Source organism: Sulfitobacter sp. (assembly GCF_039977885.1).
Taxonomy (GTDB): Bacteria; Pseudomonadota; Alphaproteobacteria; order Rhodobacterales; family Rhodobacteraceae; genus Sulfitobacter.
The window spans coordinates 103,175-118,827 of the sequence record NZ_JBDWCI010000009.1; the positions used below are offsets into that span (position 1 = coordinate 103,175).

Annotated in this window: 17 protein-coding genes; 5 read left to right on the forward strand and 12 right to left on the reverse strand. The window is 58.0% G+C overall.

Going from position 1 to position 15,653, the window contains the following annotated elements:
• Positions 1–5: 5 nt before the first annotated feature.
• The 11 genes from ABJM03_RS07185 to ABJM03_RS07235 form a co-directional block, all read right to left on the reverse strand.
• Positions 6–437: a universal stress protein gene (locus ABJM03_RS07185; protein ID WP_348416721.1), complete on the reverse strand. Its 432-nt coding sequence runs from the start codon at positions 435–437 to the stop codon at positions 6–8.
• Positions 438–597: 160 nt separating this feature from the next.
• Positions 598–1,524 (reverse strand): XdhC family protein, encoded by a 927-nt coding sequence (locus ABJM03_RS07190; protein ID WP_348416722.1) that lies wholly within the window; start codon positions 1,522–1,524, stop codon positions 598–600.
• Positions 1,505–1,960 carry a carbon monoxide dehydrogenase subunit G gene (locus ABJM03_RS07195; protein ID WP_348416723.1) on the reverse strand — a complete coding sequence of 152 codons (456 nt, stop codon included), beginning with the start codon at positions 1,958–1,960 and terminating at the stop codon, positions 1,505–1,507. The genes ABJM03_RS07190 and ABJM03_RS07195 overlap by 20 nt, the downstream gene beginning before the upstream one ends.
• Positions 1,961–2,071: 111 nt before the next feature.
• A complete protein-coding gene (locus ABJM03_RS07200) occupies positions 2,072–2,677 on the reverse strand; it encodes a nucleotidyltransferase family protein (protein WP_348416724.1) in 606 nt (201 codons plus the stop codon).
• Complete coding sequence (locus ABJM03_RS07205) at positions 2,670–3,449, reverse strand: XdhC family protein (RefSeq protein WP_348416725.1); 780 nt, start codon at positions 3,447–3,449, stop codon at positions 2,670–2,672. Before ABJM03_RS07205 ends, ABJM03_RS07200 begins: the two co-directional genes overlap by 8 nt.
• A complete protein-coding gene (locus ABJM03_RS07210) occupies positions 3,446–4,627 on the reverse strand; it encodes a VWA domain-containing protein (RefSeq protein WP_348416726.1) in 1,182 nt (393 codons plus the stop codon). The genes ABJM03_RS07205 and ABJM03_RS07210 overlap by 4 nt, the downstream gene beginning before the upstream one ends.
• Positions 4,624–5,499, reverse strand: coding sequence for a MoxR family ATPase (locus ABJM03_RS07215; protein ID WP_348416727.1), 876 nt, complete (start codon positions 5,497–5,499; stop codon positions 4,624–4,626). The genes ABJM03_RS07210 and ABJM03_RS07215 overlap by 4 nt, the downstream gene beginning before the upstream one ends.
• A gap of 50 nt (positions 5,500–5,549) precedes the next feature.
• A complete protein-coding gene (locus tag ABJM03_RS07220; RefSeq protein ID WP_348416728.1) occupies positions 5,550–7,976 on the reverse strand; it encodes an aerobic carbon-monoxide dehydrogenase large subunit in 2,427 nt (808 codons plus the stop codon).
• Positions 7,973–8,467: a (2Fe-2S)-binding protein gene (locus tag ABJM03_RS07225; protein ID WP_348416729.1), complete on the reverse strand. Its 495-nt coding sequence runs from the start codon at positions 8,465–8,467 to the stop codon at positions 7,973–7,975. Before ABJM03_RS07225 ends, ABJM03_RS07220 begins: the two co-directional genes overlap by 4 nt.
• A 109-nt stretch (positions 8,468–8,576) precedes the next feature.
• On the reverse strand, positions 8,577–9,431 hold the full coding sequence (locus tag ABJM03_RS07230; protein ID WP_348416730.1) for a xanthine dehydrogenase family protein subunit M: 855 nt from the start codon (positions 9,429–9,431) through the stop codon (positions 8,577–8,579).
• Positions 9,432–9,546: 115 nt separating this feature from the next.
• Positions 9,547–10,671: an MHYT domain-containing protein gene (locus tag ABJM03_RS07235; protein WP_348416731.1), complete on the reverse strand. Its 1,125-nt coding sequence runs from the start codon at positions 10,669–10,671 to the stop codon at positions 9,547–9,549.
• A gap of 364 nt (positions 10,672–11,035) precedes the next feature.
• Here ABJM03_RS07235 and ABJM03_RS07240 point away from each other — a divergent pair, with 364 nt between their 5' ends.
• The 3 genes from ABJM03_RS07240 (at position 11,036) to ABJM03_RS07250 (ending at position 13,215) form a co-directional block, all read left to right on the forward strand.
• Positions 11,036–11,683, forward strand: coding sequence for a DUF4166 domain-containing protein (locus ABJM03_RS07240; RefSeq protein WP_348416732.1), 648 nt, complete (start codon positions 11,036–11,038; stop codon positions 11,681–11,683).
• 165 nt (positions 11,684–11,848) lie between these two features.
• On the forward strand, positions 11,849–12,091 hold the full coding sequence (locus tag ABJM03_RS07245; protein WP_348416733.1) for a DCC1-like thiol-disulfide oxidoreductase family protein: 243 nt from the start codon (positions 11,849–11,851) through the stop codon (positions 12,089–12,091).
• Positions 12,088–13,215: a hypothetical protein gene (locus ABJM03_RS07250; protein WP_348416734.1), complete on the forward strand. Its 1,128-nt coding sequence runs from the start codon at positions 12,088–12,090 to the stop codon at positions 13,213–13,215. Before ABJM03_RS07245 ends, ABJM03_RS07250 begins: the two co-directional genes overlap by 4 nt.
• On the opposite strand, the gene ABJM03_RS07255 is transcribed toward ABJM03_RS07250, so the two are convergent.
• Positions 13,212–14,072, reverse strand: coding sequence for a LysR family transcriptional regulator (locus ABJM03_RS07255; RefSeq protein WP_348416735.1), 861 nt, complete (start codon positions 14,070–14,072; stop codon positions 13,212–13,214). The genes ABJM03_RS07250 and ABJM03_RS07255 overlap by 4 nt on opposite strands.
• A 127-nt stretch (positions 14,073–14,199) precedes the next feature.
• Between ABJM03_RS07255 and ABJM03_RS07260 the strand changes: the two genes are divergently transcribed.
• Together ABJM03_RS07260 and ABJM03_RS07265 are read left to right on the forward strand one after the other, a co-directional pair.
• A complete protein-coding gene (locus ABJM03_RS07260; RefSeq protein WP_348416736.1) occupies positions 14,200–15,147 on the forward strand; it encodes a tripartite tricarboxylate transporter substrate binding protein in 948 nt (315 codons plus the stop codon).
• A complete protein-coding gene (locus ABJM03_RS07265; protein ID WP_348416737.1) occupies positions 15,144–15,653 on the forward strand; it encodes a tripartite tricarboxylate transporter TctB family protein in 510 nt (169 codons plus the stop codon). The genes ABJM03_RS07260 and ABJM03_RS07265 overlap by 4 nt, the downstream gene beginning before the upstream one ends.

Consider the following 15,653-nt stretch of genomic DNA (forward strand, 5'->3'; position numbering starts at 1 on the left):
GCTCCTTATGCGACGACAGTGACTGGAACGCGGGCGTTCATCACGAGATTTGCGGTTGAGCTGCCAAAGATATGTTTGCTCAACCCGCCTGTACCGGTCCGCGCCACAATGATCTGTGTGGCACCTTCAGCATGGGCAATATTGTCGATTGTGTCGGCAACATCGCCGTGGCGTACAATACCGCGCGCTGTGAGCCCCTCTTTGGCCAATGACGCCAATGCAGGTTCCAATACGCGCTCTCTGGCGATCTGAATCTCTTCTTCACGGCGTTTGTGACGTCTTGCATTCTCTTCTGCCGAATGGAAAGAAAACGGAGACCATTCAATAACATAGACTACAATCAGCTCACATCCCGAGCTGGTCGCGGCAACGGTTTTAGCAAAGTCGAGCGCTTTTTCGCCCGTGCTTTGGCCATCAAGGCCAATGATTAATTTCATGATTATCCCCATGTTCAGAACTGTTGCGGAACAGTATGATCGGGCAGCGTTTCTTTCGCATCTGTCCCGATACAACCTAAGGGGATATTAACAACATTGGCACAATCGGTCCAACGAATAAGCGCGCGGCAGTTTTCAGGATAGACAGGGACGGCAGCGGCTATCCGCTGTGTTGGAAAACCGCGATGATTTGCGCCAACGTCGAAGCGGCAATCGAGGAGGCATCGCGCAGCGAAGGCACCAGTCCGATTGGCCCGTGCAACCGGTCCAACGACGCTGGCGCAATCCCCATTTCCTCCAAGGCTGCGCATCGCAGCGCATGGGTACGCCTGCTGCCAAGGCTGCCGATGAAATGCGCGGGTGTCTCGAGCGCGGCGGCCAACAGGTATGGCTCCCAATCATGGTCGTGGAATAGCGTCAAAAAGGCAGCGCCCGCATCCAGCATATCCAATCGGGGCACTGCGACCGGAGTGGTCAGGTGAAGCGCTGCGGCACTGGACAGATGCCCAACGGCTTTGAGGTCTTCGACATCGGGGGAAAGCAGGCGGATGTCGAAATCCATCGCATGGCCGATCTGCGCCATAGAGCGAAAGATCGCACCGCGTCCGGCCAAAACCAGACGGTGACGCGGAGTATAGGTAAAACTATGGTCCACGTCCTGCCCGTCAGGGCGAAACGTCAATGTCGCGGGCTGCCGCGCTGTAAACTGTGCTTGTGCTTGCACGATTGCTTTCGTGTCCGGCGCAGGATCAATCAGCACGGTCAGCGCGCCACCGCAGGGCAGCTTCAGGTCGGCATAGCGCGACCCGTCGCCATAGCGGATCAGTTTTTGCTGCCCCGTCTCAAGCGCATCCATGGCATGTAGCTGGATGTCGCGGTCAATACAGCCGTTCGACAGATACCCCGTCATGGCCCCGCCCTGTTCGACCAAGGCAAGCGATCCGACGTTGCGTGCGGCGCCACCCTCAATCGACAGGGAGGTGACCAAAGCAAAAGGTCGGGCCGCTCCGATCAGAGCGGCCGCCTTTTCGATGATATCCGAGGCGTGCTCGGCATAGGTGAGACTGTCAGGCAGCAACGTCTGCATCAACCACTTCGGCAAAAGACTTGAAGAATTTGCCAGCCAGTTTTTTCGCCGTGCTCTGGATCAGGCGGCCGCCCAACTGGGCCAGCTTACCGCCGATTTCGGCCTTGGCCTCATAACGCAGGATGGTTTTATCCGGTCCGTCCGCCGTCAGCGTCACATCCGCACCGCCCTTGGCGTGGCCCGCGGCACCGCCATTGCCCTGCCCCGTGAGAGAGAAGGCATCGGGCGCACCTGAGGTATCCAACTGCACCTCGCCGCCGAATTTTGCCTTAACGGGACCGACTTTCAACACAACCTTGGCTTCGAGATCTGTATCGGAATGTTTGATCAGCTCTTCACAGCCCGGAATGCACTGGCGCAGGACTTCGGGGTCATTTAGCGCCGCGTAAACGCGCTCTTTGGGGGCATTGATGATGATTTCGTCTGAAAGTTCCATGGGTGTTTCCTTTTTAACAACAGGGGAATTTAATGGTGGCAAGCTGTTCGGCTTGTTCAGGGGTCAACGTCATCTTGCGACGCAAACCGTTCGTGATCCGTCTGAGCGTTTTCATGTCGAAGTCTCCAAGGTTGATGTGAGTGCGCGGTAAGCCTCGGGCGTGTCGATGTCGGCGTAAAAGCCTTGCGCAGCTATTGTGAGAAACTGGACGTGATCGGGGTTCTCACGGGTGAATTTTTTACATCCCGGCGCGCGCGGATCGGCCAGCAGGCGGTCCTTGAGCGATGAGGGAACAAGGATCGGATTGCCGCGCTGTGTTTGCATCATCGGGATCGAGATGCGCGTAGGGTCTGCGGCGGCATGGGCTGCGATCAAGGTGTTCAGATCATCGCCTGTCAAAAACGGCTGATCGCCAAGGCCAATCAGAATGTCATAGCCCTCTGGTGCATGGCGCAGACCGCAGGCCACCGAGGTGGGCTGACCTTGGGCAAAATCGGGGTTAAAGACCAATTTCGCCTCGCTCCCCTCAAGTGCGGCTGCCACGGCCTCGGCCTCATGCCCTGTGACCACAATCACGGGCCCGTTGATCGCTGCGCGGTAGGTATCGACCATGCGCCGGATCATCCGCACACCTGCGACAGGCAACAACAGCTTGTTGCGGTCGCCCATCCGGCGCGAGAGACCGGCAGCAAGGAGAATGGCGCAGACCTCAACCATCGGATTGCTTTACTGCGGCGCGGCGGACCTGCACCAATTGGGCAAGGATCGACAGGGCGATTTCCTCGGGCGTCACCGCACCAAGGTCGATCCCTGCGGGAGCTTTCACGCTGTCGATCGCGGCTTGATCAAACCCCGCCGCCGCCAGCTTTTCTGCAAGGGTCGCGTATTTGCGACGGCTGCCGACAAAGGCGACAAAGGTGGAATTGCAGGTCAAAGCGGCCTTGAGCGCGTCCAGATCCCCCTGCCCCTGCGTGGCAATGATGACAAAGCTTTGCCGGTCAGGCCGGTCCTGATCGGGGGTATGCGTCATCGCAAAACGAAAAGGCGAGGCCAGCGTGCGAATGGCTTCGGCCACGGGGGATGCGCCCATCACCACCAGCTGAGGCGTGGGCAGGCACGGCTCAATAAAGATGTCGACGGTGCCACGAGACGGGCAGCCATTGCGCGCGAATGTGGTGCCATCCACCTCGTCTCCGGCGGACACGCCGCGTTCGGCCAGCAGGTCTTCGGGAGCGACCGAGATAAGCTGTGGCGTGCCGTCCCGCAGGGCCTGCATCGCTGCGCGTTTGACCGCCCCGCGGGTACAGCCACCGCCCAACCAGCCGTTCACAATCGTCCCATCCGCGCCCAGCAAAGCCTTGGCACCCGGTTTGGCCGCCGTAGATCCGGCTGTCCGCACGATGGTGGCAAAGGCAAAGGCTTCATCCCGCGCGCGCAGTTCTTGCGCGGCTTCGGCCAGATCGGTGGAAAGAACTTCTGCTGGGGTCATAGGCTGGCCAGCTCCTTCTCAAGTCCGGCGAGATCGCCGAGGGTGTTTGCCGCCGAAAACAGATCAAGATGTGGCAAGGCCGCGGCCATGCCAGCCGCCACAGGCGCGTAATCTTTCCACCCTTTGAGCGGGTTGAGCCAGATCACCTTGCAGCCACGTTTCTTGAGCTTTTCCAAGGCCTGCGCGATCATCTGTGGATCTTCGGTGTCATAACCGTCCGACAGGATCATCACGACACTGCGCCCATCCACGAAGCGTTTGGCGTAGGTTTCCGCAAAGCGCATCAGCGATGGCCCGATCTTGGAGCCGCCGCCAAAACCGTCTGCCATCAAAGACATACGTCCGATGGCCCGCATGGCATCTTTGTCGCGCAGGGCTTCGGTGATGCGCACAAGACGGGTGTGAAACAGGTAGGCATCCGCTGCCGTATCCGCACGCATCAGCCCCGCGAGAAAGGCCAGAAATACTTGGGCATAGACCGTCATGGAGCCGGAAACATCGCAAAGCGCCACGATCTTGCGGGTGCGGTCGGGGCGGTTTTTACGCAGCAGGCGCAGAGGCTCTCCGCCTGTGGCCAAGCTTTGACGGATGGTCTTGCGGAAATGCAGGCGGTCCCCTTTGCGCGCAGCAATGCGGCGGCGCGAGCGTTTGTCGCGCAGGGCAGCCCCGATCCGGCGGGCCACGTCTTCGGCTTGCGCGATTTCCTCTGGGCGGACCAGATCGCGCAGGTCCTTTTGCGCCAGATTGCATTGTTCACTGGCGATAAGTTTGCCGGTGCCATCGCTTTCTGCCTCCCCGCCCGTGTCATCGGGGGCCGTGCTGGAGCCGGAGGCCGCAGCGTCTTCGCCCTTGGCATCGCGGGAAGAATGGATGCTGTCCCTGGCCGGGTTTGACTGGCTGGGCACAGATTTTTGCCGCACGCGGCCCATGTCCATCCAGTAGCTGTTGAATAAATCGTCGAAACGCTCGGCTTCTTCTTTACAGCCCGTACAAACGGCGCGTAGGGCGCGGCGACTGTCGTCGGGGCGGATGGCCTCTACCTCGGCAAGGGCTGCCATGGCCAGATCCGCCTCAGCCACACCAAGGCGCAGCCCGTTCTCGCGCAGATGCGCGATGAAACCCACAATCCGCGCGGCGGGACCCGCGTCGCGGCTTGCGAATTTCGTCACGCGGCTCATGCGGCTTTACCTGCGATACGCGCGGCCACATCCCGTGTGATCTGGGCCTGATCGCTTTGGGTTTTCAGCAAAGTTGTGAGCGTTGATTGCAGCACAGCCGGATCGGCGGTGAGATCGGCAATGCCAAGCCCCATAAGAGCAGCGGCAAAGTCGAGCATCTCGGCGATGCCGGGCACTTTCTCCAGTTCCTCTTCGCGCAACTTCTGCACAAAGCCCACGATCTGATCGCCCAAGCGGGCCTCGATTTGCGGGCAGCGGGCCTTGAGAATGGCAAGCTCGGTCTCGCGGTCGGGATATTCCACGTAAGTATACAGGCAGCGGCGGCGCAGGGCATCCGACAGATCGCGCGTGCCGTTTGAAGTGAGGATCACCATCGGGCGGGTCACGGCCTTGATTGTCCCCAGCTCGGGGATGGAGACCTGAAAATCCGATAGGATTTCAAGCAGGTAGGCTTCGAATTCCTCGTCTGCACGGTCGATTTCATCAATAAGCAGCACGGGCGGCATTTTTTGGGTGATGGCCGCCAGAAGCGGGCGCTCGAGCAGGAAATCACGCGAGAAGATGCGGTCTTCGACGGTTTTTCCGGTTTCACCATCTTCGGCGGCGGCGCGGATGGTCAACAGTTGGCGCTGGTAGTTCCACTCATAAATCGCTTGCGCAGCATCCAGCCCTTCGTAGCATTGCAGGCGCAACAATCGGGTGTCTTTGACCACAGACAGCGTGCGCGCGATCTCGGTTTTGCCGACACCGGCAGCGCCTTCAAGCAGGAGGGGACGGCCAAGCGACAGCGCCAATTGCAAAGCAACAGCCAGATCATCAGAGGCAACATAGCCCTGTTCCGCCAAAGCGGTTTGTAAGTCAGTCCAGGTCATAAAATATATCCTTGCGGGATGCGTGCGTGTACGCACCCCGCCAGTTGCGACTAGTCGTGCATGCCAAGCTGGTTGGCCGTGCGCCAAATACGCCAGTGATCATGCGGCATATCAGTGTGCGTGTTACCGAACGGGCGGAAGGCATCCTGCACCGCATTCGAGAAACAAGGCACACCGCCCACATGGGGGCTTTCGCCGACACCCTTTGCACCGATGGGATGGTGCGGTGAGGGAGTGACAGTGTAGTCGGTCTCGTAATTGGGGACTTCCCATGCCGTCGGCAGGAAGAAATCCATCAATGTACCCGTCTTCACATTACCCAGCTCGTCATAGGCAATCTCTTGGCCCAAGGCGACAGCAAGTGCTTCGGTCAGACCGCCATGGATCTGCCCTTCAATGATCATCGGGTTGATCCGCGTGCCGCAGTCATCCAGCGCATAGAAGCGGCGGATATCTGTGACGCCCGTGTCCACGTCGATGTCCATGACGCAGACATATGCGCCAAAGGGGTAGGTCATGTTTGGCGGATCGTAATAGCTGACCGCTTCCAAGCCCGGCTCCAGACCCGGAATAGGCTGGTTGTAGGATGCATAGGCGATCTCTTTCATCGTCTTGAAGCGCTCAGGCGCGCCTTTGACGACAAAGCGGTCCACATCGAATTCCACGTCGCTGTCGTGTACTTCGAGCAGATAGGCCGCGATCATCTGTGCCTTGGCACGGATTTTGCGCCCAACCATAGCAGCCGCAGCACCGGCAACCGGTGTGGATCGTGAGCCATAGGTGCCCAGACCGTAAGGTGCCGTGTCGGTGTCACCTTCCTCGATCGTGATGCTATCCGCAGACAGGCCGATCTCTGTCGCAAGGATCTGCGCAAAGGTTGTCGCATGCCCCTGCCCTTGGGAGATTGTGCCCAGTCGTGCGATAGCCGATCCCGTCGGGTGGATACGGATTTCACAGCTGTCGAACATACCCATACCAAGGATGTCACAGTTTTTGACCGGACCCGCGCCAACGATCTCGGTAAAAAAGCTCAGACCGATGCCCATGATGGAGCGGGTCTTACCTGCTTTGAAGTCCTCCACACGCTGGGCCTGTTCGGCGCGGAGCCCGTCATAATCGACGGCCTTGAGCGCCTTGTCCCATGCGGTGTGATAGTCCCCTGAGTCGTATTCCCAACCAAGCGCGGCCTTATAGGGAAACTGCTCTTTCTTGATAAAGTTGATCCGGCGCAGCTCGGCTGCATCCATGTTCAACTTGATCGCGAGCACTTCGATCATGCGCTCGATGAAATACACAGCTTCGGTCACACGGAAGGAACAACGATAAGAAACGCCCCCCGGTGCCTTGTTGGTGTAAACGCCGTCGACCTCTAGATAGGCGGTCGGGATGTCGTAGGAACCGGTACAGATGTTCATGAAACCAGCGGGGAACTTGGTCGGGTCCGCGCAGGCGTCAAAGCCACCGTGGTCGGCTGTCACATGACAGTGCAGACCGGTGATTTTACCCTCTTTGGTCGCCGCGATTTTGCCGGTCATGTGATAATCACGCGCAAAAGCGGTGGTCATCAGGTTGTCCATGCGGTCTTCGATCCATTTGACAGGTTTGCCCGTCACGATAGAGGCCACAACGGTACAGACATACCCCGGATAAGCGCCGACCTTGTTACCAAATCCGCCGCCGATGTCGGGGCTGATCACACGGATGTTGTGCTCTTCAAGGCCAGAGATCAGCGAAACGATGGTACGGATCGCATGGGGCGCTTGGAAGGTGCCCCAAAGCGTCAGCTTGCCGTTGACCTTGTCCATGGAGGCAACCGATCCGCATGTTTCCAAGGGGCACGGATGCGTGCGGTGGTAGTACATCTTTTCTTCGGCAACGACTTCGGCGTTCTCTATGACTTCTTCAGTGGGCGCGCGGTCGCCCGCTTCCCATGTGAAGATGTGGTTGGGGTGTTTGCGTGGGCCGTGGGCCCCATCAGGGATCGAGCCGTCTTCGGCCACCAGATCCTCGCGCAGAACAACATCCGTTTCCAGCGCCTCAAAGGGGCTGACGATGACGGGCAGCTCTTCGTATTCGACTTCAACAGCGTCCATGCCGTCTGCAGCCGCATAGCGATCTTCGGCCACAACAAATGCAACTTCTTGACCTTGGTACAGAACCTTGCCGTCTGCCAGCACCATCTGTTTGTCACCAGCCAGTGTCGGCATCCAGTGCAGGTTCAAGGGGCGCAGATCATCAGCGGTCAGAACCGCGATCACACCAGGAACCTTCAGCGCGGCCTCGGAATTGATGCTTTTGATGCGCGCATGAGCATAGGGAGAGCGCACAAAGTCGCCAAACAGCATACCATCAAGCTTTACGTCATCAACGTAGTTGCCTTTGCCTTGGGTAAAGCGCGCATCTTCGACCCGCTTGCGTGAACACCCCATACCTTTGAGGTTATCGACCCGTTCTTCGCGTGTAATTTCGTCCTTCATTCTGCGGCCTCCTTGGCTGCATTCATTTCCGACGCCGCGGCCTGAATGGATTTAACAATGTTCTGATAGCCCGTGCAGCGGCAGATGTTGCCAGCCATACCAAAGCGGATTTCTTCTTCCGTCGGGTTCGGGTTCTCTTCGAGCAGCTTGGTCGCGCGGGTGATCATACCCGGTGTGCAATAACCGCACTGAAGGCCGTGGTGTTCCTTGAATGCGGCCTGCAGCGGGTGCAGCTCGTCAGGGGTGCCGATACCTTCGATGGTTGTGATCTCTGTTCCTTCGGCCTGAACCGCGAACATGGTGCAGGACTTCACCGACTTGCCGTCGATGGTAACGGTGCAGGCCCCGCAATGCGTGGTTTCGCAGCCGATGTGCGGTCCGGTGATATTGAGCCGCTCGCGCAGCGTGTAGATGAGAAGTTCGCGCGGTTCCGCAAGGAACTCCTCTTGTTTGCCGTTCACTGTCAATGTGACGTGATGTTTCTTTGACATGGTCGTTTCCTTATTTGCCTATCGCTTCGCTACTCGGGGCGGGTCAGGACCCGGCCGTTTCGCTACTAGAGGGGTATTGCGCCTTGTCGGGCGGATAATCGGGAGCCGGTTAGGCCCGCGACCACGCACGCTCGATGGCGCGGCTCAGGATCACGCCCGCCACGTGTTTCTTGAATGCGACAGGTCCGCGGTTATCCTCGGAAGGGTCAATATCACCCAGCATGGCTGCGACCGCCGCTTTCAATGCCGCCTTATCAACGGAAGTACCGACCAGTGCTTCGCCCGCGTCTTCGGAATAAATCGGGGTATCGCTCAGGTTGGTCATCGCGATCGAGACACTGCTGCATTTACCGTCCTGCTTTACGATCTGCACAGCGGCCGCAGCGGTGGCATAGTCACCGATTTTGCGCTTTTGCTTTTCATAAGCATAGCCACCTTGGGGCCGTGCAAAACTGATGGCGGTCAGGACCTCGTCATCTTCGCGGTCGGTCATATAGGCCGCTTCATAAAAGTCGCGCGCCGCCACTTGGCGCTCACCATCAGGGCCGATCAGGGTAAAGGTGGCATCAAGGCACTGCATCAGGCCCGGCATGTCATTGCCCGGATCACCGTTTGCAACATTACCGCCGATGGTCCCCATATAACGCACTTGCGGATCCGCAATTTGCAACGCCGCTTCGCGTAGGATCGGGGCCGTTTTGGCCAGCTCTACGTGATCAATAATGTCTGCCTGTGTTACCAGCGCGCCCAGCTTGATAGTGTCGCCCGTGATCTCGATGTCAGACAGTCCGCCCACGTCTTGCAGGTCGATCAAATGCGGGACACCTGCCATGCGCAGCTTCATCATGGGGATCAGGCTGTGCCCGCCCGCCATAACACGCGCGTCATCGCCATGTTCCTCAAGGAGTGACAATACACCTGCCATATCCTTGGGTCGGTAATAGTCGAATTCGACTGGAATCATCTGCTTCTTCCTCCCTCAAAGCCAATGTCTTCTTGGAAAGAATGCTGCATACGGCTGCATGCGATGGCATCAGAAAATCAATGAAACACAGTTAATTTGCACGAAATGCGCCCCATCACGCACGAATTGCGCCGACCTGCGCCGCCAGCGCATCCTGTATCGGCTTCAGCTTGGCACGGCTGACGGGCGCTGCGGGGATATCACGTCCCTCAAAGATGCATTGGCCCTTGTCCTTTGTCCGTTCGAACCGCGCGATGTGGTGCGGGTTGACCAGATAACTGCGGTGGGTTTGCAAAAATCCGGCCGGTAGCAGCCGTTTGGAGGCTTCGGTCACAGGCCATGCGCAGAACAGTTGCCCTTCCGCTGTGAAGACCTGAGTGTAATGCCCATCAGCGCGCAGGAAAAAAACATCGTCGGAGCGGACAAAGACTTTTGCGCCATCCCGCTCACAGGGGATCTGCAATCCGGTGACCGGCTGGGCCTGTGTCGGCTGCACCTCGACCTCTTGCACGGGTCGGGACGTAGCGGGCGCCACAAGGTAGGTTACGCTGACCCATAGGCAGGCGCCGAAAATCATGAAGCTGAAGAAAATAACGCCCAGCGCCAATGTCTCGTTGCTCATGGTGGGGCCGAAATCCGGTACGTTCGGTGTGGCCACGAAATTGGTGCCCGCCATGGCAAGGAAATGCACCGACGAAACCGCCACCGCGAAGCAGAAGGTGCCCAGCACGATGTTGCGCTTTGTACGGTTTGCATAAGTTACCCAAAACGCCAGCACACATAGGGCAATCGCGGCAACAGAGGAAAACCCCACCCCCGCAGCCGTATAGACCGCCCGGCACAGCTCGAGCCCCGCCATGCCGATATAATGCATCACCAAAATACCCACACCGACGATAACACCAGCCAGCGTAATGATCCTTGGCGTGCGTTCGGCGAAATGCAGCAATATCAACGCCGCCCCCACCAACAGAATTGCCGTCAGCGCCGAGACCAGCGTAATCGCCGCATCGTAATAAAACATAATCGGCATCTGCAGTCCCAGCATCGCGACAAAATGCATCGCCCAGATACCACCGCCCAACGCAATCGAGGCCAGCGCCACTGACGCTTTCTTTTGGAACACTGGTTTGCTGGCCAAATCGCGTGTGAGCGATAAGCCAGTGAAGCCCGCAACCAGTGCGACAACACAGGCCATCACAATCAAAAAATTGCTGTGAGTGACGTGTAAAAAATCCATACCGATCAAAATGCCCAATACTTGTGCGCAATGCAAACTTAAGTATCACACAATCGCATTATCGCGGATTTCCATTCGGCCGTTCGATGACCGCAGCACCGCTGACTAAAGACCCAAACCCGCCAGCGCACGCCTCATTTGCCATGCCCCACAACAACAAATCCAAGCGGTATTACCGGACTAACACAGTATTCTCTTGACCTAGATCCTCTTATGCCATTTATTTCTGTTATGACAGAAATAAATGGCATAAATAGATTCTCGATGATCCGCAAAGTGCTGTCGCGCCTCACGGTCACCGGAAAGAAATCGGAATAGGACGCAGCCGCGTCGCTCCTCATGTTTTCTTTTCGGGTAAGATCCAATGCAATTTCAAAACATCCCCCACCCCGACCTTCCGCTGGAAGATCACCGCTTCAGCAAGCTGCTGGGCCGCAAAAACTGGGCCAAACTTCCGCCTGCGATCCGCCGCCGGTTTGGCAAACGGGTGCATCGCGGTGGCAGCGTCGTATATAGGGGCGTGGTCACCCAAATGAAGATGAATCCGGCAGGCAGGCTGTTGGCCCATGCTGCGCGGCTGATCGGGGCACCACTGCCCTATGACCTCAGTTGCCTGGGCAAGCCCGCGGTGGTGATTGTGACCGAAGATGTCGCTGGCAACGGCCAATTCTGGATACGGCAATACGGCCGCGCCTCGGGGTTTCCGCAGATGATCCATAGCTCGAAGCGCTTTGCCGGTCCGACCGGATTAGAGGAATATATCGGTTTTGGTATTGGTATGGCTCTGAAAGTCAGCGTCGAGGCCAGCGCCCTTTTGTTCAAAAGCGATCATTATTTCCTTTCCGTTTTCGGCCGCCATCTGCGTATTCCGCGTCTGGTCGCCCCCGGCGCGCTGGTGATTGGCCACCACGATCTGGGCGCGGGCAAGTTCCGCTTTTCCATGCGCTTGGACCACAAAATACTTGGAAATATCCTGTCTCAGGATGCCGTATTCGAGGATGCGAAACAATGATGGACACACAGGCCGGTCCGATCTGGGTATTTGATAGCCACTGCGTTTTGTGCGGCCGCGGGGTTCAATACACGCTTCGGCATGAGAAAGCGCCACAGATCCGGTTTATCGCCATTCAATCAGAGGCGGGCCGCGCGTTGGCTCTCAGGCACGGGATAGACCCTGATGATCCAACCAGTTTTTTTGTTTATTGAACAGGGCCGCGCGCTTGAGGCTTCGGACGCTGTGATTGCACTGGCACGCCATTTGAACGGGATCGCGCGGCTGGCCCCTGCCCTGCGCTTTGTCCCTAAACCCCTACGGGACGCCGCCTATGGCCTCATTGCGCGCAACCGGTATAGGATTTTTGGCAAATCAAAGACCTGCATCGCCCCCACTGCAGAACAGCGCGACAGGTTTGTGCTATGAGCTTGAAAAACATTCTGGTCATTGGCGGCACAGGGGTTTTCGGCAAACGGCTGGTGCGCCACCTTAGCACCCGTGCAGATGTGGCGTTATTTGTCTCCTCCCGCGCGGAGGGACGGGCAGCGGATTTCATCCAGAGCATAAAGGATAGCCTTGCCCCGCTGCACCCCGTGGGCCTCGATTGCGCGACAAACCTGCAAGAGCGTCTGGAAGAGATCAAACCCTTTGCCGTTGTGGATTGCTCTGGACCGTTTCAGGGGGCTGGCTATGACACCGCGCGCATTGTCCTGCGCAATGGGGCGCATTTTGTCGATCTGGCGGATGCGCGCGATTACCTCACCGATTTTCTCAGCGCTTTGGACGGGATAGCACGCGATCACGGTGTTGCCGCGCTGGCCGGAGCCAGTTCGACCCCGACGCTGTCAACCTGTGTGGTGCAGCAGCTGACCAAAGGCTGGCACCACGTCGATACGATTGATATCTGTATCACCCCCGGCGGCAAAAGCGCGGTGGGACGGTCGGTCATCGAAGCAATCCTGAGCTATGCAGGGCGGGATGTGCCGATCTGGCGTTCGGGCCATCTGGACCACACCACAGGCTGGGGCGCGCCGCATAAGGTTGTCATTCCTGGTCTGGGAAAACGCCGTGTTGCCGCCGTCGAGACCTTTGATGCAGAGCATTTGGGCCGGATGCTGAATGTGAGGTCGCGCGTGAGCTTTTCTGCGGGGCTTGAATCCCGACTGGAACAACTGGGGATCGAAACACTTGCCGCGCTGCGCAAACGCGGCCTGATTGGCCAGCTTGGATGGCTGATCCCCATGCTGCTAAAAGCGCGTAGTATCACGCGCCTCACGACATCGGACAGCGGTGGAATGATGGTTGATATCACCGGCCGCGACGAAAACGACCTGCCGCGACACTCCAAGTGGTGTCTTATCGCACGCAACGATCATGGGCCTTTTGTCCCCGTCCTGCCTGCGGCCGCCGCAATTGACAAGCTATTGGCCGGACCGGTCACTGCAGGTGCGCGATTGGCGCATGGCGTTGTAGATCTGGCAGATATTGTCAGACAGGCAGCGCCCTATGCCATCACAACAACACCTGACGGCCACAACCAAGCGGCTTAAAGTTCGGTCAGCGCATCAATGAGCGCGCCGGTGATTTCCTCTTGGCGTGACGACATTCGCTGCACCACCCCCAGCGTGCGGGTGATAGGTGGCGTGCCGAAGGGCAGCCGATCCAACGTGTCACGGGTCACCTCATCAAGCGCGATCTGGGGCACAACGGCAAAACCAAGCCCCGCACGCACACAGCCCACAACCGCCGTCATCGTGTTGACGGATGCAATCTGTTTCAGGGCAACCCCCAGCTTTGCCATTTCCGTATCAATCTGGCGGGCAAGCGGCACCTGAGTCCGGTAGCGGATAAAGTGGACGTTGCGCACAAGATCCTCCAACGACATATCTCCGCAGCCTGTCGGCGTCAGCACCACAAGAGGCTCCTCGATCACGGGCGTCCAGCGCAGCGTGCCGGGCACAGTGACGTGATCCGCGACCAAAGCCGCGTCGAGTTGACCGGAGGCGACATTGTTCATCAGCTCTTCGGATTTGCCGACCCGAAGGCGAAAGTTCAATTCAGGGTATCTGGTGCGCAAAGCAGCCAAAGCCGTAGGGACAACCGTGTTGGAAAAGGTACGCAAAGACCCGAAAGCCATCGTGCCCCGCACCCGGCCAGCGGTTACCGAGGCTTTGGTTTCGCTCACTATATTCAGGATCGAGCGCGCAGAGCGCACCATTTCAATTCCTTTGGCTGTCAGCATGGGCGGTCGGCGCGAACGGTCAAACAATTCCGCACCGATTTCTGCTTCCAAGGCGGTGATTTGTTGGCTGACCGCCGAGGCCGTCAGGTTCACAACCTGCGCAGCCGCCGCAAAGCCGCCGTGCTGTTCGATCGCTAAAAGGGTTTCAAGTTGCCGCGTATCCATGATTTAAAATTAGCAAAACTGGAATTAATGGCAAGAATTTAACGCTTTGCCTGCGTATTTCTTGTGTTAGCGTTTCACCACAGTGAACAATAATGATAATTGCCAAATCCGAACAGGGAATGAAAACATGAACATCCGAAACAGCATTGCCGCGCTTTTTGCTGCAGCAACCATCGCCGCCACCCCGGCTGGAGCCGAAACCTACCCCGACCGCGCGGTTGAATTTATCGTGCCGTGGTCTCCGGGTGGGGGATCGGACACGTTGATGCGCCTAGTGGCCAATAACATCGCGCCGTTTCTGGGTGTCGAGACGCCAATCATCAACATGCCCGGTGTCGGTGGCACGGTGGGCCTGCGCGAAGCATCGCGCCGCGCGGCGGATGGCTATACCATCAGTCTTGTGCATGAAGGCCTGCTGGTCGCGTCTGAAACCGGCATTACCGATCTGACATGGGACGATTTTGATCCCGTCGCCCTGATGACCGCCTCGCCCCAATATCTCGTGGCCAGCATCAATAAAAACTATAGCACCTTTGAAGAATTCGTCACTTATGCGCAGGCCAACCCCGGTACGATCACCATGGGCGTGACTTTGGGCGGCGTGCCCCATCTGCATGCCGCTATGATCGAGCAAGCATTTGGCCTTGAGTTCAAATATGTCGGCTATGAAGGCACCGGCGAGCGTATTCGCGCCCTGATCGGCAACAACCTTGACGTTGCCATTGGCGATATCAGCTCATCCAAGCAATTTGCCGACAATGGTGATCTGACGTTTCTGGCGGTCGGCTCTTCGGAGCGGATGGCGGCAACGCCCGATGTGCCAACATTCAAAGAACTGGGCAAAGACCTCGAGCTGAACGTGACGCGCGGCATTGTCATGCCAAAAGGCTCCCCTCAGGAAGCGCGCGATAGCATGGAAGCCGCACTTGAGGCGCTATCCAAAGACCAGACTTACATCGAGCAAACCAAAGGTGCAGGTGCCGACGTCTTGTTCCGCGGTCAGGATGCATACAGCGCCTATCTGGGCAGCCTTGACGCCACCGTAAAGTCCCTGTCTTCGGTTCTCGCTCAATGAGCGACACGCCCGACATAAAGACGCAAGAGGCGGGCGAGATTGCGCGCCTCTTGAGTTATGTGGTTTTGTTTGTCGGCTCGGTCGGGTTGCTCGTCGCAGCCCGCACCATCCCCGCCTCGCGCTTTGAGGCGTTGGGCGCGGGGGCCTTTCCGACGATAATTTTCGCGTTGATTGCCCTGATGTCCGCAGGGGCCATTTTCGGCGCGCTTCGCGACATTCCCAAGGCCGCCTATGGTGACTTCATTCGCCAAAGTGCCGCGTGGGTTCGCCGCTGTTATCTTGTGTTTATCAGCCTTGGTGCCTTTTCGATCTACCTGCTGGCCACCCCTCTGCTCGGGTTTTCGATCGCCAGCTTTGTCTTCTTGTTGTGTTTGCAACTGATCCTGATGCCGCGCAGCGCCAAATCCGTCGCCTTGGCCGTGGTTGTGGCTGTGGTGTTTTCCTTCGGGCTAAACTGGCTGTTCGCCGAGGTCTTTACTGTCTTTCTTCCCAAAGGGGCTCTGTGA